Raw genomic sequence first — 21,725 nt, 5'->3', positions numbered from 1 at the left:
GCTTACCAATTGCCCAATGAGGCGTTAAAAATATCTTGTGTTAATCGTTCAAACAATACTTCATGTGCTTGCGCCTGAACGGAAGTTAAGGCTGCTGCGGCATCAAAATCAAAAAAGAATGAAAATCTCCGTTCAAAGTCCACTTCTTCTTTTGTTTTGTTGAAAAAACGAACATTGACACTCATGGTCAACCGGTTCTGCGCTGTACGCTGATCCGCCGTTGCGGTCATCGGGGTAACTTTATATTCCACAATTTCACCCTCGTACAATAAATCGCCGTTGCTTCCCGTAAGGGACAGACTGGTCAAATTGTTGATCAGATCTTGAAGTGCCAAGGTAAAGTCCCTGTCTAACCCGGGTTGAATTGTTGAGCCAGGATTTTGATCCGCATAATTCTGAAAGAAGTTTACCTGAAAGCTTTCCGCTGTGCCAATATCGGCTCCAGAAAAGTTATAAATGCCGCAACCGGAGAAAGCTACAACCAAGCTTAACAATAAGAATTTTATAGTACGTTGTTTCATTAAGTTCAATTTCAAAATGCAAGTAAGTTTAAAGCTTTTGTATGTGATGTTTATCTATTAATCCAAAAATCTTAGAATCCAGAAATCAAAACCTTAAAGGTCGTATTGTTTTATTTTTCGATACAATGTACGTTCTGAAATTCCCAATTCTGTTGCGGCAGCCTTTCGTTTTCCGCGATTGCGTTCTAAGGACTTTTTAATTAGTTCTATTTCCTTTTCCTGTAAAGATAAAGTTTCTTCTTCTTGAATTTCCTCTGCAAAATGATACCTATCTTCTTGGGGTTGTACGACCGTGGTCGTAGGTTCAACTACAGGTTCAGGAAGATGAAGAATTTCTGCAACATTATCTTCCTGTGGCACAACTTTTTCTTCCTTGTCTCCATAGATTTTCTGAATCAAGGTTTGATTCTCTTCCTGTACTTTTTCGGAATCGTTGTTCTTCAATAACTCCAAAGTGAGTTTTTTTAGGTCATGAAGATCCCCCTTCATGTCAAAAAGCACTTTATAGAGAATTTCTCTTTCGTTGCTAAAGTCGCTTTCCTTCTTATTACGCTCAACTACCGCAGGTAGATTTGTGTTTCCTGCATTGGGCAAATACCCATTTAGTGTTGCGGCGCTAACAATTCTATTCTCTTCTAAAACTGAGATTTGTTCAGCAATGTTTCGGAGTTGTCTTATGTTTCCGGGCCATCGGTATTTTAGTAGTAGTTGAACAGCCTGTTCGTCAAGTCGAATGGTCGGCATCTTGTATTTCTGTCCAAAATCGGAGGCAAACTTTCGGAACAACAAATGAATGTCTTCTTGGCGTTCCCGCAAAGGTGGAATATTGATTTCAACCGTGCTTAATCGGTAATACAGATCTTCCCGGAATTTCTCTTTTTTAATGGCCTCAAACATATTTATGTTTGTTGCCGCCACAATTCTCACATCGGTTTTCTGAACTTGTGACGAACCCACTTTTAAGAATTCACCATTCTCCAGAACACGTAATAACCGAACTTGGGTGGTCAAAGGAAGTTCACCGACCTCGTCCAGAAAAATGGTTCCCCCATCGGCAACCTCAAAGTAACCATTTCGGGTTTGGGTAGCACCAGTAAAAGCGCCTTTTTCATGTCCAAAAAGTTCACTGTCGATGGTCCCTTCCGGAATAGCCCCGCAGTTTACCGCAATGTATTTTGCATGCTTGCGGTGCGAGAGTGAATGTATGATTTTTGGAATGGCTTCCTTGCCCACACCACTTTCCCCGGTAACCAAAACCGAAATGTCCGTAGGTGCCACTTGAATTGCTTTTTCCAGGGCACGATTCAACTTTACATTGTTGCCAATGAGTTCAAAGCGTTGTTTTATGGATTGTACTGATTCCATGTATCTTTTTTTGTCGGTCTGAGCTTGTCGAAGACTTTACGCTATCCTTCATGCTTTGACAGGCTCAGTATGACACTGATTTAATTATTTTCACTCAAACCAACGGCCTCACCAATTAAGGTCGCTGAGGTGCATTCATTGATTTTTACATTAACAAAATCGCCGATTTTGTAATTTTCCTTTGGAAATACAACCACCGTGTTTTGGGAATTTCTTCCCATCCACTGGGCGTCAGATTTTTTTGAAGGTCCCTCAATCAGAACTTCCTCTATCTTGCCTACATGTTGTTCGGTTCTATAAAGACTGTGCTGTTGCTGCAATGCTATAACCTCTTTAAGTCTTCTTTTTTTGGTTTCCTCAGGGATATCGTCATCCATTTTTCGTTCAGCCAATGTTCCCGGTCTCTCGGAATAAGCAAACATGAACCCAAAGTCGTATTTCACATATTCCATCAGGCTGAGGGTGTCTTTGTGGTCCTCTTCTGTCTCGGTAGGGAATCCGGTAATCATATCTTGACTAATCGCACAATCTGGGATTATACTTCGAATATTGTCAATCAACCCAAAATATTCCTCTCGTGTATGAAGACGGTTCATTGCCTTTAAAATTCGATTGCTCCCACTTTGTACCGGTAGATGTATGTAATTACAGATATTATCATACTTCGCCATAGTCTCAATCACATCCAAGGTCATGTCTTGGGGATTGGAAGTAGAAAAACGAATGCGCATTTTGGGCTGTGCGTGGGCTACAAGTTCCAATAACTTTGCAAAATTCACCGAAGTGGCCTTTTGCATGTCCGAGGCCTTTTCAAAATCCTTTTTTAATCCGCCTCCATACCAAAGGTAACTGTCCACATTTTGACCGAGCAAAGTAATTTCCTTGAATCCTTTTTCCCAGAGTTCATTTACTTCTTGCAAGATGGATTGCGGATCACGACTTCGTTCGCGACCTCGGGTAAAAGGTACCACGCAGAACGTGCACATATTGTCGCAGCCGCGGGTAATGGAAACAAAGGCGGTTACTCCGTTGGAATTCAATCGAACGGGAGCCACATCGCCGTATGTTTCATCTTTGGACAGAATAACATTCACGGCATTTCTGCCTTCATCTATTTCTTGAATGAGGTTTGGAAGGTCTTTATAGGCATCTGGTCCCACGACCATATCCACAATTTTTTCTTCCTCTAAAAATTTACTTTTGAGTCGTTCTGCCATACAACCAAGCACACCGACTTTCATTCCTGGGTTGGTCTTTTTTACGGCATTGAACTTCTCCAATCGTTTGCGCACTGTTGTTTCAGCTTTTTCTCGAATGGAGCAGGTATTTACCAAAACCAAATCGGCCTCTTCAAGCAGTTGGGTAGTGTTAAATCCTTCTTTGGCCAAGATAGAAGCAACAATTTCACTATCGGAAAAATTCATCTGGCAGCCATAACTTTCTATATATAGCTTGCGGTTGTTGTTCTCACTTTTTTCCAGTGTCAAGGTGGTTCCTTGTTGGCTTTCGTCTATTATTTTTTGGGTCTCTTCGTTCCTCGTCATTTCGTTTAAATGGTCTGCAAAGATAGTGCATAATCCACTTTAGTGACAATTTGGCAGTTAAATTTTACACAAATGAACACGCAACTTTGTTTAACCATTTCTATCTATGAGGTGTTATCTATCCAAAAAACTTAAACAATTATGAAAAAGAAAATTCTGTTTATTTTATCCTTGGCCATCTTGGCCTTTGTCGCTTGCGACAAAAATGATGACAACGATGGTTATGCCGAATACCTGGTAGCAAAACCATTGGTGATCAGCAAAGCTGATTTTGTGAATAGCGTTGACATTATAGCTCCTCGTCCAATTGATGAGTCAGGCAAAGTGTATACGTACAAAGATTACATTTTTGTGAACGACAAGTACAAAGGAATTCATGTGATCAACAACAGCAACCCTTTGCAACCTAGAAAGATTGGGTTTATTCGAATTCCAGGAAACGTTGATATTTCGGTGAAAGATGATTTTTTGTACGCCGATAGTTTAATGGATCTTATTGTGTTGGATATCTCCGATATTACAGCAATCGAACAAGTGAAAAGATTGGAAAATGTGTTGCACAACAATGTGTTCTGGCCATTTGAGGCTGATATTGTTGAAAATGAGGGCTATGATTATGAAACAGAAATTTTGGTAGGTTGGGAAACAACTACAGAACGCAGATTGATTTCTGAAGTGGAACAGAATGGACGTATTGACATCTTTTTTGAAGATGCCCTTGCCAATACTGCAGACGGTGGTGCAACAGGACAGGGAGGTTCCTTGGCCCGTTTTAAAATTGTTGAAGATTATTTATATGCCGTGGACAGTCATAACATCAATATTTTTAATATTTCCGATTTGGATAATCCATTGGAATTGGAAGACGTTTATGCTGGGTTCGATATTGAGACCATTTTTAATAGGGGTAACCATTTGTTTCTTGGAAGTATGAGAGGGATGTATATTTATGATATCACTTCCCCTGACAAACCAACGTTTGTTTCAGAATTTCAACACGGCACAGCCTGTGACCCTGTAGTGGTCGATGGAGATTATGCATATGTTACCTTACGAGGAGGTAATTTTTGCGGAGCTACGGAAAGTGGCCTTTTTATAGTGGATATTTCAAACATACAAAATCCTGAATTGGCCAAAATGTATCCAATGGACGAACCATACGGCTTGGGAATCAAGGATGAGAAGTTGTTTATATGTGATGGAGAATCTGGATTGAAGGTTTATGATAAGACCGATATTGAAGATTTGAAATCGTTAAATCACTTCAAAGATATTGTAACCTTTGACGTAATTCCGTTAGAGAGTCATTTGATAATGGTAGGTGATGATGTTCTGTACCAATATGAGTATTTAGATGACGAGATTAAGCTGATGAGCCAGATAGGCCTCAATTAATTTCACACAATAACTATATCAAATATCCCGTTTTTAGCGGGATATTTTTTTATGCGAGATTTTGAAAAAAATTCGAAATCGAAAAATTCGCATACTTTTGTTACCTCAAAATCCATTGCATGCCTAAGAATTTAGTTATTGTTGAGTCACCAGCAAAAGCAAAAACCATTGAACGTTTTTTAGGAAAAGACTATCAGGTCGAATCCAGTTTCGGACACATTGTAGACCTTCCTTCCAAAGAACTTGGGGTTGATGTTGAAAACGATTTTAAGCCAAAATATATCGTTGACAAGGAGAAGAAGGCGTTGGTTAAAAAGCTGAAAGATCTAGCTCAAAAATCAGAAACCATTTGGTTGGCCAGTGATGAGGACCGCGAGGGGGAAGCAATTTCTTGGCATTTGGCGGAAGCATTAAAATTGGATAAGAACAAGGTAAAGCGCATAGTTTTCAACTCCATTACCAAATCCGCAATTCAAAAGGCAATTGAAAATCCTCGCGAGATCAATTACAATTTGGTGAATGCACAACAAGCAAGAAGGGTTTTGGACCGTTTGGTAGGATACGAGTTATCACCGGTGCTTTGGAAAAAAATAAAACCGGGATTATCGGCAGGACGTGTACAATCGGTCGCAGTGCGTTTGATTGTGGAGCGCGAAAGAGAGATCGAGGCATTTAGTCCAGAAGCATCTTTTAGGATTCGAGCAGAGTTTAGAAATGGCAACGGAAACGTTTTCTCAGCAAAGCTGAACAAGACTTTTGCAACCAAGGAAGCGGCCGAAGCTTTTCTAAAACAGAATATCGGAGCTGATTTTTCAGTGGCCGATCTAGATAAAAAGCCGGCAAAAAAATCCCCGGCAGCTCCTTTTACAACATCTACTTTACAACAAGAAGCTTCACGAAAACTGTATTTTTCAGTGAGCAGGACCATGCAAGTTGCACAACGGTTGTACGAGGCTGGTCTGATCACCTACATGAGAACTGATAGTGTAAATCTTTCCAACGAAGCATTAAATGCTGCAAAGGACGCTATCATCAAAAATTATGGTGAGGCCTATAGTAAGGTTCGAAATTATACAGGAAAGTCAAAAGGTGCGCAAGAAGCACATGAGGCCATCCGACCCACCGATATGAAACTGGCTTCGCCGTCCCTGGAACGCGATCAAGCCAAATTGTACGAATTAATTTGGAAAAGAACTTTGGCTTCGCAAATGAGCGATGCCCAATTGGAACGCACCAATGTAAAGGTGAAGGCAAGCACCCACAATGAAGAATTTGTTGCTACTGGAGAAGTAGTGAAATTTGATGGTTTCCTGAAAGTGTATTTAGAAGGAATAGACGAGGAAGATCGTGTTGAAGAGCAAGAAGGAATGTTGCCAGTTTTGAGTGTGAGTGAATCCTTGCACAACAATTTTATTACGGCCACGGAACGTTTTTCAAGACCCCCATATCGTTATACCGAAGCATCTTTGGTAAAGAAATTGGAAGAATTGGGCATTGGAAGACCATCTACCTACGCCCCGACCATTTCCACAATTCAAAACAGGGGTTATGTTGAAAAAGGAACAGTGGAAGGAACAGAGCGCAACTATGCGCAGCTGATTCTTGAAGGAAGCAATCTTGCTGAAAAGAAACTTTCCGAAATGATAGGTTCCGATAAAGGAAAATTGGTTCCCACGGACATCGGCATGATTGTAAACGATTTTTTGGTGAATCATTTCAAGACGATTTTGGACTATAATTTTACGGCCAAGGTTGAGGAGAATTTTGATGAAATAGCGACCGGAGATGAGGATTGGCAAAAAATGATGAAGGAATTCTACAAAGATTTCCACCCCAATGTCATGGATGTTGAGGAAAATGCTGATCGCGCAAGTGGCGAACGTGTATTGGGGACGGATCCTAAATCTGGGAGACAGGTTGCTGCCCGATTGGGTCGTTTTGGACCCATGGTTCAAATTGGAACGGTTGATGAAGAAGAAAAACCATTGTTTGCCAGTTTATTGCCAGAACAGTCCATAACAACCATCACCTTTGAAGAAGCAATGGAACTTTTTGAGCTTCCGAGAAAACTGGGCACTTACGAAGGCGAAGATGTTGAGGCCAATGTTGGTCGTTTTGGTCCTTATGTCCGTTTTGGTAAAAAGTTCATCTCACTTGCCAAAGGAGAAAGTGCTTTTGATGTGGATATGGATCGCGCCATTGAGCTGATCAAAGAAAAACAAAAAGCCGATGCTCCCATTGCTCATTATGAAGATTTGGAAGTGACCAAGGGCGTTGGTCGTTTTGGCCCCTTCATTAAATGGAATGGAATGTTTATCAACGTAAATAAAAAGTACGATTTTGATAACTTGACCAAAGATGATATTGTTGAGCTGATCGAGGCAAAGAAAATTAAAGAAGCGGAGAAGTTGGTCCAAGAATGGCCAGAGGAAAAAATCCGCATCGAAAAAGCACGTTGGGGAAGACACAATATTATCAAGGGCAGAATAAAGGTTGAATTGTCCAAAGATGTTGATGCCTCCAAAGTTTCCTTGGAAGAGGCCCAAGCACTTATAGAAAAGAAAACTCCAAAGAAAAAAACCAAAGCCAAAGCTAAGAAATAAGAGATGATTTGGATTTTTGTGATTGTAATTTTTTATAGATTATTTTTGATGCAGTACGAAGCGAAATTTTTAATGATGGCCAACTGTCACCTTTAAAATTTTTAATGAAGTAATGCGTAAAAAGAAGCCTAAAAAAACAATTTTCAAATAATCTCTAGATGGCATTCGATTTTTTGGTTCCAGTCACAGACAAAGTCCTGGCATTTTCAGAATTATTGCCACCCCAAGCCTTGGGTAAAAACATTTATAAGCATACCGAAAAAAAAGGCTTGCCCGTTTTTGCCAATGCCACAGTTGCCATATTTGGGGTATTGGAATCCAGAAACGCCTTTGAAAAGAAACCGGATAAATTGGATTTGGACGGCATCCGGATCCAACTGTATCGACTCATGGCCGGTAATTGGAATTCTACCATATTGGATATCGGGGATGTAGAAGAAGGTGACACGGTAGAGGACACCTATTTTGTGGTCAAGGAAATTGTCGCCGGACTTCTTGAGGAAAATATTATACCTATTATAATAGGTGCCACACAAGATATTACCTTTCCTACCTATCGGGCTTTTGACAATATCAGGGATATGGTCAATCTGGTCTCGATAGATAGCCGTTTCGATTTTGGTGAGGATGATGAATTGATTTCTTCACATTCGTATATGAGCAAGATCATTACAGATAAACCTAACAATCTTTTCAATTTTTCCAATATTGGATATCAGAGTTACTTCAATGCCCAAGAAGAAATGGATTTGATGGAGCGTCTTTTTTTTGATGCCTATCGGTTGGGTGAGGTTGCCGCCAATATTGAACTGGCCGAACCAGTACTTCGAAACTCACATATTGTTAGCATGGACCTTCGCGCCATACGGGCGGGGGAAATGGGGTTGCATCCCAATTTTTCACCCAATGGATTTACCGGAAGGGAGATTTGTGCCATAGCAAGATATGCCGGCATTAGCGACAAAGTTTCCTTGTTCGGTATTTACGAAGGAGAGAATTCCCCCCAAGCCTTTCAGATGATCGCCCAGATCATTTGGTATTTTATTGAGGGCATTAGTTTTAGGATCAAGGAATTCCCCAGTTCCAAAAGCGAGGATTTTACTAAGTTCACAGTGCCCACTGATACCGAAGAGCTCATCTTCTACAAGAGCCATGTTACCGAGCGTTGGTGGGTAGAGGTACCCTCAATTTTGCCCGAACATACTAAAACAAATTCGGTGGCGTTATTACCTTGCACCGAAGGGGACTATTTGGATGCTTGCAACCAGAACATTCCAGAAAGGTGGTTTAAAGCTTATAGAAAGGGCTTTAACTAAACAAATTAAATTTTAAGCATTAAGTGTTTTTACACAATAAATTGTTCAAAAATCAGTTTTGATGAATAATGAATTTGTGTTGCACAGTTTGTAATCTTAAATCGAAAATTTAACCTAAAGTATGAGAAAGCTATTCTTTTCATCTATAGCATTTGTTTTTTTACTCGCAAGTTGCGGTTCAAATTCAAAGTCAAAAGGTGAACTGGTCGGGGTCAAGGGAAAAAAATGGTACCCGGAAAAACCTTACGGAATGGAATTGATTCCGAGGGGCTCCTTTGTTATGGGTAAAGCTGAAGAAGATCAGGCGAAAGTTTTGAACGCACCCACAAGAACCGTAACCGTTCGTTCATTTTATATGGATGATACGGAAATCACAAATAGTGAGTATCGCCAATTTGTGGAGTGGGTAAAAGATTCCATCACAAGAACCAAATTGGCAATTTTAGCCGATGAGTTGGGATTTGGACCTGAAGACGAAGGCATTGGAGAGTATGGGTTTAAAGATACCGATACCACCAAAATCTCCGTTTATGAAAAATATATGCTCGACAATTATGCCGGTCTTGGTGAAACAGGATACGAAGGAAGAGCATTAAACACCGATGTTGACCTAGTATGGGACACCTCTGAATATCCAGATGAGTATTATGCCGAGGTTATGGATTCGTTATACCTTCCAGAGGAAGAAAGCTATAATGGATTAAGAACATTGGATGTCACCCAATTGAAGTACAAGTACAATTGGATGGACATAGAAGCTGCGGCCAGAGCTAAAACAGGGCGCAGAAAAGACTTCATAAGACAAGAAGTGGCCGAAATCTATCCCGACACCACAGTTTGGATCAAGGATTTTGAATACTCCTATAACGAACCCATGCACAACGATTATTTTTGGCACGATGCGTACAGCGATTACCCTGTTGTTGGAGTAAACTGGATGCAGGCCAAGGCATTCTGTAACTGGAGAACCAAGTTTAAGAATGACGATCAAAAAGATCGAGGCAAGCAGTTTGTAAACCAATTTAGGTTACCAACAGAAGCCGAATGGGAATATGCTGCCAGAGGTGGTATCGAAGGAGGAACATACCCATGGGGTGGGCCATATGTAATTAGTGATACCGGTTGTTTTATGGCCAACTTTAAACCACAACGTGGAGATTATGCTGCAGATGCCGCTCTCTACACCGTGGAAGCAAAGTCCTATGAGCCAAATGAATACAATCTTTACAATATGGCAGGTAATGTAGCCGAATGGACAAGCTCTAGCTTTGACCAGGGCGCTTACGAATACCTATCGACCATGAATCCGAATATCGGTTCAGGTCAAAACCAAAGAAAAGTGATCCGTGGAGGATCTTGGAAAGATGTTGCTTACTTCTTGCAGGTAAGTACCAGGGATTACGAATACCAAGATTCTGCGCGTAGTTATATTGGATTCAGAACCGTTCAGGATTATATGGGCGAAGAGGATTCAACGAAGGGGCAAGGACTTCCAAACTAATTGTTATCATTGCAAAAGAAAAGAGAACATTATATAAACCAGTAACCAAATACTTATTTATATAACTTAATTAAATTTAGAATTATGGCACAGTCAAAATCAACAAAAAAGCTGTTTAACATGGCCTACGGGCTTGGAGCATCAGTAGTAATTATTGGTGCACTATTTAAGATCCTTCACTGGGAATTTGGACCACTGACCGGTGGATTGCTTCTTGCTGTCGGACTTATTACTGAAGCATTGATCTTCGCTATTTCGGCATTTGAACCAGTAGACGACGAGTACGATTGGTCTTTGGTTTATCCAGAATTGGCCAATGGTCAGTCTAAAGGAAACAAAAATGACGCTAAGCAAGCCAAAGAAGCTGAAGGTCTTCTTTCAAGAAAACTGGATGATCTTTTAAAAGAGGCCAATATCGATTCTGAGCTTTTCTCAAGCTTGGGTGAGAGCATCAAGAATTTTGAAGGTGCTGCCAAAGGTATTGCCCCTACAACCGATGCTATCCAGCACACTAAAAAGTACTCTGAAGAGTTGTCACATGCTGCAGCTCAAATGGAGTCTTTGAACAGCTTGTACAAAGTACAATTGGAAAGCGCTAGCCGTCAAGCTTCTATCAACGAAGAAGTTGTACAGAATGCAGGTGCTCTTAAAGAGCAAATGGAATCTTTGGCTACCAACCTTTCTTCATTAAATGGAGTTTACGGAGGTATGCTTTCTGCCATGAGCAAAAACTAATTAGGGTTTAATTAATATACCAAACCCAGATCAAATTAATTAATAATTCTAATTAGAAAATAACATGGCATCAGGAAAACAATCACCACGTCAGAAGATGATCAACCTTATGTACTTGATCTTCATCGCGATGTTGGCATTAAATATGAGTAAGGAAGTACTGGCCGCATTCGGATTAATGAATGCAAAGCTGGAGACTTCCAACGAAAAGGCGGACGCCAATAACTTGGCTTATTTTGAAGGTTTGGAGACCAAAGCTTCAGAAGATGCAATCAAGTATGGTCCGTTGTTCGAGAAGGCTCAGACCGTAAAGCAACTTTCACAAGAGTATTACCAATATTTGGAGGAGTTGAAAAAAGGGATGTTGGCCGATCAAGAAGATCCAAACAACTATGTTGTAATGGATAAGTCGGATTATTTGGACAACCTATTCTTTCAAGGTGATAACTTAAAGCCGGAAGGTCAGGAGTTTTTATCAAGATTGAACGATTACAGGGAAAAAATCTCCACTGCCCTTCCAGAAAACATGGGAGAGATAAAAGGAGCTGTTCAGACCCGATTTGAAACAGGTGATGAGAATGGTAAGGTTACCAGACTTAGAGATAAAGTAAAAGTAGATTGGATCAACTACCACTTTGAGGGATATCCTCTTGTGGCTTCTTTGACCAAGGTCACACAACTACAAGCTGATATCAAAGCTACCGAGCAAGAAGTTCTTAAAGGTCTTTTGGAAGGTAACTTGACTGAGGCTGTTTCGTTGAAGAACTTTTCAACCTTGTTGGAGCAGGAAAAATCAGTTTTCTATTCCGGTGAAAAATTCCAAGGTAGTATTGTTGTTGGTAAAACCGACAAGACTGCCAAGCCAGAAAAAGCAAACTTGACTTTGGATGGTAGAGAATTGAAAGAAGGAAGAGACTACGAGCTTGAAGCTGGTGGCGTAAAACTATTGATCAGTGCCGGTGCTGCCGGAGACCACGAACTTAAAGGTGAATTGGTTTATATGCAAGATGGTAACGAGGTTCCTGTTGAAGTAAAGAATACCTTCTCTACGATCAACAAGCCCAATGCTGCTGTAATCGCTGCCGATAAAATGAATGTGGTATACCGTGGTGTTTCTAACCCAATGACCATCTCCATTCCTGGAATTCCTGATAACAAAGTTACTGCCTCTGCCCCTGGTTTATCCAGAAGAGCGGGTAGCAAATATGTTATGAACCCAGGTAAAGGAAGAGAAGTTACGATCAGTGCTTCCGGTGTATTGCCTGATGGTCAAAGAATCAGCACACCTGCAACCTTCCGTATCAAGGATATTCCAAGACCAGGAGGTACCGTACGTGGTGAAGCAGGTAGTGTTAAAATGCCAAGAAGAAACCTTGAGATTTCTACTGTAGGTGCAATGTTGGAAGACTTCGATTTTGATTTGAACCTTGCCGTTAGCGGATTTAAGTTCAAAGTGCCAGGTCAACCTACAATCACTGTAAACGGTAATAAATTGGATGGAAGAGCCAAATCTGCTTTGAAAAGAGCTAAGCGTGGTGAAGCCGTTCAGATATTCGATATCAAGGCATACATTACAAACAACAGAAGCTATAAGCTGAAGAAGATTTCTCCTGTTGTTGTAGAACTTACAAACTAATAAAGTATAGAAGTTAGTAAATCATGAATTGGAAAAATGCATTTTTAATTGGAGCTTTAAGCTTATTGCCCGTATCAATGATGGCCCAGGCGAACATTTTGAACGCCAAATTGCCAGATGAAATAGGTATAAAGACGGAAGCTCAAATAGAGCAAGACAATGACGCTCCCCTAAAATATGGTTATGTGGATGATAGAGATATTCTTTGGTCCAAAACCGTATGGGAAGTAATTGACTTGGACGAGCGTGTTAATTTTCCATTATACTACCCAACCGATACCATAGGTATTGGGGCGGACAGAAGGTCGCTTTACCATGTTTTGATGAAGAACATCAAAAATGGTAACCTGACCGAAGTATATACGGATTCATACTTCACTGAAAAGCGAAAGTTTGATGATTTGACCGCTACATTGAGCAAAGTCGATACCACCGACCTTGGATATGAGCAATTGAACGCTGGAGAGCAGATTTCTGCGGAATTTATAAACCAAAGGGATTTAAATGCAGCCGATATTGAAGAGTATCGTACAAAGGGAATCTGGTATTTCGATAAGCGTCAGGGAGAATTAAAATATAGGCTGTTGGGTATAGCACCAGTAGCACCTGACGTAAACTTTATCGATGACGAGTCCGTAGATCCGGGTGAGAATAAGGTAGAATTGTTTTGGGTCTGGTACCCAGCTGCAAGACAGATTCTGCACGAAGCAAAGGTGTACAACCAGCGCAACTCCGCCCGACCAATCTCTTTTGATATGCTGTTGAACGCACGTCGTTTTAATGGAGTGATCTATAAGGAGGACAATGTTCACGGTGACCGTGAGATTGACGACTACGTTTTTGACAATGCCTTGTTCCAACTCTTGGAGGCCAAACGAATCAAAGAGGTTATCCGGGATAGGGAACAAGATATGTGGGCTTATTAATGAAGCCCAGCCCTTTGAAGTCATTGACGAAAAAGGGATGTAGGCTGAATTAATCCCGACGTAGGTCGGGACCCCACAAACCAATTTACATTTCCAATTCAAAGTAATACAGGCGCCGCTCCATTGAGCGGCGTTTTTTATTATATAATGGTAATAAAAGCTCCTTTCCCCGTCATCCTGAGCTTGTCGAAGGAAGGGAAAGGTTGCGTTGCGTAGCAACAGCGGAAAGGGTAAGATTAATAATATTTTTTCAATCCCCTCCGTCCCGCTTTGCGGGACACCTCCCCTTGGACAAGGGGCGGTGCTTTTTTTGTTTGTTCCAACTTGTTCCTTTCCCTCCGCAACCGCCTTCCGAAGTCTCGTACGGAGGACAGGCAGGGAAAGGTGTCCCGAAGGGACGGAAAGGGTAAGATTAATAATATTTTTTCAATCCCCTCCGTCCCGCTTTGCTGGACACCTCCCCTTGTCCAAGGGGAGGAGCTTTTTTTTTGTTCCAACTTGTTCCTTTCCCTCCGCAACCGCCTTCCGAAGTCTCGTACGGAGGACAGGCAGGGAAAGGTGTCCCGTAGGGACGGAAAGGGTAGGACAATAACCTGTTTTTAATCCCTTCCGTCTTGACACTTTGTGTCAATCCACCTTCCCTTATCCAAGGGAAGGAGCTTTTTTTTTAAGTTTTTACCCAAAAAAAGAACCCCGGGAAAAATCCCGGGGCCTTAGAAACTGCAATGAATGAAACATTACATTGCATTCGCAAATAGGGGGTTTTATTGTTAATTGTTGGGCGTGGAACGGGTGTACGTCATAGAACCTCCTTGGTTATAATCACTTAGTTCTGTAAAGGTGATGGTAAAATATATGTTCTCTTCCACAATCCATACACCTAATTTTTTTCCAATTAAAGCAGGGAAATCAAAACCCGTGAGGTCTTCATCACCGTAATCAGAAGAAGCAACATAAAAATCATCGACAATGCCATCTAAAGAATAATTACCATCCATTAATCTACAAATTGCAATAATATTGTTCAGTGTGTAAAAATTACTGCTATTTCCTAATGTGCCGTAATTATCAAAACTATCCCAACTTTCAGTATTCCCCCCTTGTTCTAAAATGGCCCACTTCAATCCGTAGGGGCCTCCACTGGGTGGTGTGCTTCCAACATTTGCATCTGGGGAAAAGGATGGTCCAAAATGCTCCCAAGCTAAATCTGTTGCTGGATTGGGTGCTTGGTTAAAGTTATCTGCCCACCATTGGATGTTGGTTATGTACTCGCCAGAGAGACCTCCGTTTGAACGGGTAAGGGCAACATTCTGTGTGATTTGATCGTGATATTGAGGATTATCAACCCAATTTGAATTTGCTGGTTGATTAAACTGTAAGTCCGGACCACTCCAAACAATAGCCTCCTCCGTGCCATCACAATCGCTGTCCACTCCATCGTTGGGGGCATCGTCGGCACCAGGGTAAATGGTTTCGTCTTGGTCGTTACAATCCCCACCTTCCAAAGCATAGTTGAAATTTGGGACGGGGTCGCATGCGCTCCGTATATCAGACTCGTTGCTATTGCCATAACCATCGTCATCCGCATCTAAATAATAGGTAATGTCGGGCGCGCCGGGATAAGCGTTCTTGTTGCCGTCATCGCAATCATCACCGTTCAATACATAATTGCCTTCAGGGGCTGGATCACAGGAGCTTACAATTTCGGTCATGTTCGGGTCGCCATAGGTGTCCTCATCACTATCCAAATAATAAGTGACCTGTGCATCGGGGTTAATGTTCTCGTTATCATCGTTGCAGTCAAAGGCAACGGCGTTATCGGTATAGTTGCCTTCTGTAGGTTCGGTACAGGCCAGTATAAATTCGCTTTCCACTCCAAAACCATCGTCATCTGCATCTACGTAGAACTTTTTTCTGGCTGCTTCGGCGCAATTACTTGTGATGGAGTCATCCGCATCATTGGGGTCTAGGGCATTTGTAACATAATTTTCGTTTTCTGGTGCCAAACAAACTGTAATGGACTGGTTGGGGTCGCCTTCACCATCGTCATCACTGTCTTTATAAAAGACATTGGTACAATTTGGGTTTACGTTGGCGTCACCATCATTGGTATCGCCACCCACCAGTACATAATTGCCTTCGGGTTTTTTACAGGCGGTCTCGGATTTGGAGCTGTCACCGAAGGTGTCGTTGTCCGCATCTAGGTAATAGGTCTGGGTTTCGCAGCCATCGTCTTTGCTACAGGCCGAAATGACCAAAACAACAAGACCGAGGGCCAAGAACAAATGGAATATGTGTTTCTTTTCCATACATTTTAAATTTTAATGATTCGTTATTCGTTAATTGGAACCAAGTTAAAAGGGGAGGCGGAAGAAAATGGGCGCGAATTGATGGATGGCCTTTTTGGGTTGACGGTTTGTCCTACACTAAAGTTTCGGACAATTGGCTAAGGGTTGCCTACAATAGCCTTCTTCGCCAAAGTAGCTTGGCTACGACGGCTGAAAAGTTTCGGACAATGGGTTAAGGGTAAAAGGTGGAGGGTTGAGGGCTAAGGGTGTTGTTGGTGAAATAGTGGGTTAGTAAACAGTAAACAGTTGACAATTATCAATGAACAATTAGCAATGGGCAATGTCAGTAAGCAGTGAACAGTTGACAGTGAATAGTTATCAATGGGCAATGTCAGTTCGAGCTGTCATCCTGAGCTGTCATCCTGAGCTGTCACACTGAGCTTGTCGAAGTGCTGTCGAAGGAGCGGTCGAGAACGGTTGTTGGCAGGAAAGTGAACAGTGGGCAATTAACAATGATCAATGGGTAATAGGCAATTAATTCATTTCCAAATTTTTACATTCTAAACCCTAAACCCTAAACCCTAAACCCTAAACCCTAAACCCTAAACCCTAAACCCTAAACCCTAAACCCTAAACCCTTAATCCAACCTCCTTCCCTATTTTTGCAGCATGATAGATTACGTGATCGTTGGCCTGGGATTGGCCGGGATATCGTTTTGTGAAACCTTGGAAAAGGCAGGGAAGCGCTATAAAGTGATTTCGGACAATTCGCAACAGGCTTCGCTGGTGGCCGGAGGGCTGTACAATCCTGTTATTTTAAAACGGTTTACCCTAGCTTGGAAGGCCAAGGAACAAGTGGAAATGGCCATGCCCTTTTACCAGCATCTGGAAACGAAACTCGGGGTGAAACTGGATCATAAGATTCCGGTATTGCGCAAGTTTGCTTCCATCGAGGAACAAAATGCTTGGTTCGAGGCCTCGGACCGACCGGGTCTTGATCATTTTTTGTCGACCGATATCCTTAAAAACCATAATCCAAATATTGACGCACCCTTCGGGTTTGGCGAGGTAAAGTATACCGGACGGATAGATACCAAGACTTTGCTTACCTCCTATGCGGAATATTTAGGTCAAAATGAGCGCTTAATTGCTGAATCTTTCAATTTTGATGATTTTAAGGCGCATTCGGACCATATTTCGTACAAATCGATAAAAGCGAAGCAAATTGTTTTTTGTGAGGGTTACGGGCTTAAAAACAATCCATTTTTTGGTTACCTACCCTTAAATGGCACCAAAGGGGAGCTGTTGATTATTAAAGCTCCGGATTATCAAGAAACGAATGTGATCAAGTCGGCTGTTTTTACCATTCCCTTAAGGGAAGATATGTACCTGGTCGGGGCAACCTACAAATGGAAAGACAAGACCAATACACCTACCGACGAAGCCAAAACGGAGTTGTTGGAGAAACTTAAGACTTTTCTGAAATGTGATTTTGAGGTGGTGGATCATGTCGCAGGAATTAGACCCACAGTGGTGGACAGAAGGCCGTTGGTGGGCCGGCATCCTGAGCATAAAAACCTGTTTGTGTTGAACGGTTTTGGATCTAGGGGTGTGCTTATTGCTTCGTATGCGTCTGAGCAGTTGTTCCATTTTATTGAGAAGGGAGCTAGTCTTGATGTCGAAATCAACATTGACCGATTTACCAAAAAATATTATTCTGAGCAATCACACTGAGTTTGTCTAAAGAAACTTTTTGTTCATTTTGTCTTGATACAAAACACCTCCTCCGTCCACCGAAGGTGGACACCTCCCCCTTTTAAGGGTGAGGAGCTTTTTTTGTTTGTTCTCCCTTGTTCCTTTCCCGTGTCCTGAACTGTCACACTGAGCCTGTCGAAGTGTTATAGTTGCATTTTTCACGTTTATAATGGCTTCAAGTGTTCTAGTTTGTTCATTTTGTCTTGATGCAAAACTCCCCCTCCCTTTGACTACCAGTCCTCCGTACGAGACTTCGGAAGGCAGGAGCTCAGGATAATGGGTGAGGGGCTAAATTGTGCGTGGAGATCAATCCCTTCCGTCTTGACACTTTGTGTCAATCCACCTTCCCTTGGTTAAGGGAAGGAGCTGGTTTGTGAAACACCTCCCCCTCCGTCCACCTAAGGTGGACACCTCTCCCTAAAAAAGGGTGAGGAGCTAAATTGTGTGTGGAGATCAATCCCTTCCGTCTTGACACTTTGGGTCAATCCACCTTCCCTTGGCCAAGGGAAGGAGTTTATGCTTGTTAGTATGCAAATTTTAAGCTCCAAATTCCAAAAATCTAACAATCCAGCAATCCAAATATTCCAAGTCTTGTATTTTGACTCTTGATTCCTAAATCTCATTGCAATTCGTGTCAAACTGTTATTGGCTAACCTGACTTTTTGCCTCTGGTTCGTATTTGAAGAAGAAATTGATCCAGATGTTTCGCGATAAGCGGATAATAACAGGCAAAAAAACAACCAAGGTCGCCACAATGGCAATGAAGGTTGTTATCAAAGATGCATCCAGAATTAAAAAAGCTATTACAAAAGCGGCAGCTGCAAAAGCGATTCCCACTCCATAACTTACGTACATGGAACCATAAAAGAATGAAGGTTCTATCTTATATTTTGTGCCGCAGTTGGAACATCGTTCGTGCATGTTGAACAATTGCGAAAGAGCATACGGATTTTTATTGGCATACATGCTTTCCTCATGGCATTTTGGGCAACTTCCTGTTAAAATACTGTAGAGTTTGCTTCCTTTTTTTAACATTTGCAAGGCTTTTAGCAAAAGTAAGATTTGTGGTTATTTTTGCGGTCCAATGGCCATACCAAAAGTTGATTTTAACATAATGAATTTTTATTACAACTATGCTTAATATCCATAATCTTTCCGTCGCTTTTGGAGGTGAATATCTTTTTGAGGAGATCTCCTTCCGTTTAAATGGAGGTGACCGCGTAGGGCTTATTGGAAAAAACGGCGCTGGAAAATCCACCTTGTTGAAATTGCTTTCCAAAGAAATGGCCCCAGATTCGGGCACCATCGCGATGGAAAAGGATATTAAGATCGGGTTCTTAAAACAGGATATCGATTTTGAGCATGGGCGGACCGTTCTGGAGGAATCTTACCAGGCATTTCATGAAATAAAGGCATTGGAGCAGAAGTTGGATGAAATAAACCAACAACTCGCTGAGCGCACGGACTACGAAAGTGAGCTGTACAACCAGTTGATGGTAGATTTGACTGATGTGACCCATCGGTATGAGATTTTGGGCGGGTACAACTACCAAGGTGATACGGAAAAAGTATTGTTGGGATTGGGTTTTAAACGAAGCGATTTCAATATGCTTACGGATACCTTTTCCGGTGGATGGCGAATGCGTATTGAATTGGCAAAACTCCTTTTGCAAAACAACGATGTACTGCTTTTGGATGAGCCGACCAACCATTTGGATATTGAATCCATTATTTGGTTGGAGCAATTTTTGAAAAATTATTCTGGAGCGGTGGTGATCGTTTCCCACGATAAAATGTTTTTGGACAATGTGACCAACAGAACAATAGAAATTTCGTTGGGACGGATTTATGACTACAATAAACCCTATTCCAAATTTTTGGTGCACCGTAGGGAAATCATGGAACAGCAATTGAATGCCCAAAAAAATCAGGAAAAGCAGATTCAGCAGACAGAAAAACTAATTGAGAAGTTTCGTGCAAAAGCTTCCAAAGCCTCGATGGCGCAATCTCTGATTAAAAAACTGGATAAAATCGAACGTATAGCGGTGGATGAAGAGGACAATAGCGTGATGAATGTCCGGTTTCCGGTTTCCATTACACCAGGTAAAGTGATTGCTGAACTGGAAGGGCTTTCGAAGAGTTATGGGGATAATCATGTACTGACCGGAATTGATCTTTTGTTGGAACGTAGTAGCAAAACAGCTTTTGTGGGTCAAAATGGACAAGGAAAGACCACCTTGGCCAAAATTATGGTCGGCGAGTTGGATCACACCGGAAGATTGAAGATCGGGCATAACGTCCAGATCGGATATTTTGCCCAAAACCAGGCCGAATATTTGGATGGGAGCAAGACGGTGCTGGATACCATGATCGATGCCGCCAACGAAAAAAACCGAAGCAAGGTACGCGATATTTTAGGGTCCTTTTTGTTTCGCGGAGATGAGGTGGACAAATATGTAAAGGTGCTTTCCGGAGGAGAGCGAAATCGTTTGGCCTTGGCAAAAATGCTGTTGCAGCCCTTTAATGTGTTGGTCATGGATGAACCTACCAATCACCTTGACATTAAATCCAAAAATGTACTGAAACAAGCTCTGCAAAAGTTTGAGGGCACCCTTATTTTGGTTTCACACGACCGGGACTTTCTTCAAGGATTGACCGATAGGGTATACGAATTCAAGGACGGGAACATCAAAGAATATTTGGGCGATATCGATTTTTACTTGGAACAACGAAAGGCCGAAGATTTCCGAAAAATTGAAAAAGGAGATAAAAAAAGTCAACCAAAGGCTGATGCAACCCCAAAGCAAAATGATTACAAAGCTCAAAAAAAGGTCAAATCGCTTAAGAACAAATTGAGCGGTGTGGAAAAGAAAATTTCGGAATTGGAAAAGGATATTACAGAAATTGACCACCAAATGCTCATGGATTATGATGCCACCATTGCCAAACCCGGCTTTTTTGATGATTACCAAGGCAAAAAAGACCAATTGGAGCTATTGATGGAGGATTGGGAAAAGCTATCCCAAGAGCTGGAATCGCTGGATTAGTAGTGATAAATAATCCTTTACCACACAATTCGGCACATTTACAACAAAATTTCCCTGTTACACCTAATTAATTTGTAGCAACTTGGTTTCTAGTGTTAATTTGTAGGTAAATTCTTATAAATTGAATTTTCAACCTTTATGAAACTGACCATTATCTACTCTACGTTACTTTTAGTTCCGGCCTTGCTATTGGGAAATTTTGAGGTTTCACAAAAGGAAAAAACGGCGCTAATTGATTTATACCATAGTACCAATGGATCAGATTGGAGCATTCCATGGGATTTGGAAGCTTCTGTAGACACATGGAAAGGTGTTACGCTGAAGGATGGACATGTTGTTTCCATCAACCTTTTTAGGAATAATTTATCAGGAATATTACCTGAAAGTATTGGAAGGCTCAGGTACTTGACCCATTTAAATTTAGCGTTCAACAGCATTACCGGAGTTTTACCCAAGGACATTGTAAAGCTCAAAAGCTTGAAAGTGCTACGATTGGAAATGAACCGCATTAAAGGTTCATTGCCGCTAGGTGTAGGACAACTTCAAGAACTGGAGGTGTTTTCCATGTTCAATAATTTCTTGAACGGTTCCATTCCAGCAACATTTGGGGAGTTGAAAAATCTAAGGGAACTCAATCTTTCGAGTAACAACCTTAAAGGGATTATCCCGGATTCTATCGGAAATCTCACCAAATTGGAAGCTTTAGGGCTTTTTGAAAACAATTTGGAAGGATCAATTCCCGTAGCGATGGGACAATTGGGGCAACTAAGGGAATTAGTGTTGGCAAATAATCAATTGGGGGGTGAAATCCCCGCCGAATTCAGCCAATTGGCAAGCCTTAAAATATTACAGATACAAAACAACCGCTTTGATTCCTATACTGGGCTCAAACAAATGGATACAAGACAATTTCTGGTCTTTGACACGGACGAGAAAAGCTTGAATCCGCGGTTCAATGATATACAGCTTCAACGTAGTCGCATGGCGGATACAAAATTTGAAGACGATGACGATAATGAGTAGTTAGTTATACTTTAGTTTGTTTGGTTTGGGGATACAGGCGTGTATCCCCTTTTTTTATGCTTTTTATTTA

The 21,725-nt window shown here is 41.5% G+C and carries 15 protein-coding genes; 10 read left to right on the top strand and 5 right to left on the bottom strand.

Annotated features, from left to right (window positions below; all coding sequences use genetic code 11):
* Positions 1 to 2 precede the first annotated feature (2 nt).
* From ACULLG_RS00505 to miaB, 3 genes are all read right to left on the bottom strand, one after another.
* Positions 3 to 521, bottom strand: a complete 519-nt coding sequence (locus ACULLG_RS00505; RefSeq protein ID WP_452124805.1) for an LptE family protein — start codon at positions 519 to 521, stop codon at positions 3 to 5.
* A 93-nt stretch (positions 522 to 614) separates the two neighbouring features.
* Positions 615 to 1,886, bottom strand: coding sequence for a sigma-54 interaction domain-containing protein (locus ACULLG_RS00500; RefSeq protein ID WP_452124804.1), 1,272 nt, complete (start codon positions 1,884 to 1,886; stop codon positions 615 to 617).
* An 80-nt stretch (positions 1,887 to 1,966) separates the two neighbouring features.
* Positions 1,967 to 3,430: a tRNA (N6-isopentenyl adenosine(37)-C2)-methylthiotransferase MiaB gene (miaB, locus tag ACULLG_RS00495; protein ID WP_452124803.1), complete on the bottom strand. Its 1,464-nt coding sequence runs from the start codon at positions 3,428 to 3,430 to the stop codon at positions 1,967 to 1,969.
* 141 nt (positions 3,431 to 3,571) lie between these two features.
* Here miaB and ACULLG_RS00490 point away from each other — a divergent pair, with 141 nt between their 5' ends.
* The 7 genes from ACULLG_RS00490 (at position 3,572) to porN (ending at position 13,542) form a co-directional block, all read left to right on the top strand.
* Entirely contained in the window at positions 3,572 to 4,825 is a 1,254-nt protein-coding gene (locus ACULLG_RS00490) for an LVIVD repeat-containing protein (protein ID WP_452124802.1), read from the top strand.
* A 119-nt stretch (positions 4,826 to 4,944) separates the two neighbouring features.
* On the top strand, positions 4,945 to 7,428 hold the full coding sequence (gene topA / locus ACULLG_RS00485; RefSeq protein ID WP_452124801.1) for a type I DNA topoisomerase: 2,484 nt from the start codon (positions 4,945 to 4,947) through the stop codon (positions 7,426 to 7,428).
* Between the two features lie 158 nt (positions 7,429 to 7,586).
* A complete protein-coding gene (locus ACULLG_RS00480) occupies positions 7,587 to 8,744 on the top strand; it encodes a formimidoylglutamase (RefSeq protein WP_452124800.1) in 1,158 nt (385 codons plus the stop codon).
* A 121-nt stretch (positions 8,745 to 8,865) separates the two neighbouring features.
* Positions 8,866 to 10,245, top strand: a complete 1,380-nt coding sequence (gene porK / locus ACULLG_RS00475; RefSeq protein ID WP_452124799.1) for a type IX secretion system lipoprotein PorK/GldK — start codon at positions 8,866 to 8,868, stop codon at positions 10,243 to 10,245.
* Positions 10,246 to 10,329: 84 nt separating this feature from the next.
* Positions 10,330 to 10,980: a type IX secretion system motor protein PorL/GldL gene (gene porL, locus ACULLG_RS00470; protein WP_452124798.1), complete on the top strand. Its 651-nt coding sequence runs from the start codon at positions 10,330 to 10,332 to the stop codon at positions 10,978 to 10,980.
* Positions 10,981 to 11,044: 64 nt separating this feature from the next.
* Positions 11,045 to 12,616, top strand: coding sequence for a type IX secretion system motor protein PorM/GldM (porM, locus tag ACULLG_RS00465; RefSeq protein ID WP_452124797.1), 1,572 nt, complete (start codon positions 11,045 to 11,047; stop codon positions 12,614 to 12,616).
* A 23-nt stretch (positions 12,617 to 12,639) separates the two neighbouring features.
* Positions 12,640 to 13,542 (top strand): type IX secretion system ring protein PorN/GldN, encoded by a 903-nt coding sequence (gene porN, locus ACULLG_RS00460; protein WP_452124796.1) that lies wholly within the window; start codon positions 12,640 to 12,642, stop codon positions 13,540 to 13,542.
* A gap of 770 nt (positions 13,543 to 14,312) precedes the next feature.
* Here porN and ACULLG_RS00455 read toward each other — a convergent pair.
* Entirely contained in the window at positions 14,313 to 15,851 is a 1,539-nt protein-coding gene (locus ACULLG_RS00455) for a putative metal-binding motif-containing protein (protein ID WP_452124795.1), read from the bottom strand.
* A 648-nt stretch (positions 15,852 to 16,499) separates the two neighbouring features.
* Here ACULLG_RS00455 and ACULLG_RS00450 point away from each other — a divergent pair.
* Positions 16,500 to 17,564: an NAD(P)/FAD-dependent oxidoreductase gene (locus ACULLG_RS00450; RefSeq protein ID WP_452124794.1), complete on the top strand. Its 1,065-nt coding sequence runs from the start codon at positions 16,500 to 16,502 to the stop codon at positions 17,562 to 17,564.
* Between the two features lie 663 nt (positions 17,565 to 18,227).
* On the opposite strand, the gene ACULLG_RS00445 is transcribed toward ACULLG_RS00450, so the two are convergent.
* Positions 18,228 to 18,620 carry a DUF983 domain-containing protein gene (locus tag ACULLG_RS00445; protein ID WP_452124793.1) on the bottom strand — a complete coding sequence of 131 codons (393 nt, stop codon included), beginning with the start codon at positions 18,618 to 18,620 and terminating at the stop codon, positions 18,228 to 18,230.
* 98 nt (positions 18,621 to 18,718) lie between these two features.
* Between ACULLG_RS00445 and ACULLG_RS00440 the strand changes: the two genes are divergently transcribed.
* Both ACULLG_RS00440 and ACULLG_RS00435 read left to right on the top strand, forming a co-directional pair.
* Positions 18,719 to 20,632 (top strand): ABC-F family ATP-binding cassette domain-containing protein, encoded by a 1,914-nt coding sequence (locus ACULLG_RS00440; protein ID WP_452124792.1) that lies wholly within the window; start codon positions 18,719 to 18,721, stop codon positions 20,630 to 20,632.
* Positions 20,633 to 20,770: 138 nt separating this feature from the next.
* Positions 20,771 to 21,655 carry a leucine-rich repeat domain-containing protein gene (locus ACULLG_RS00435; RefSeq protein ID WP_452124791.1) on the top strand — a complete coding sequence of 295 codons (885 nt, stop codon included), beginning with the start codon at positions 20,771 to 20,773 and terminating at the stop codon, positions 21,653 to 21,655.
* Positions 21,656 to 21,725: the final 70 nt, after the last annotated feature.

The sequence above is a fragment of the Flagellimonas sp. 2504JD1-5 genome, from assembly GCF_053618295.1.
This window is presented reverse-complemented; position numbering and strand designations above follow the sequence as displayed.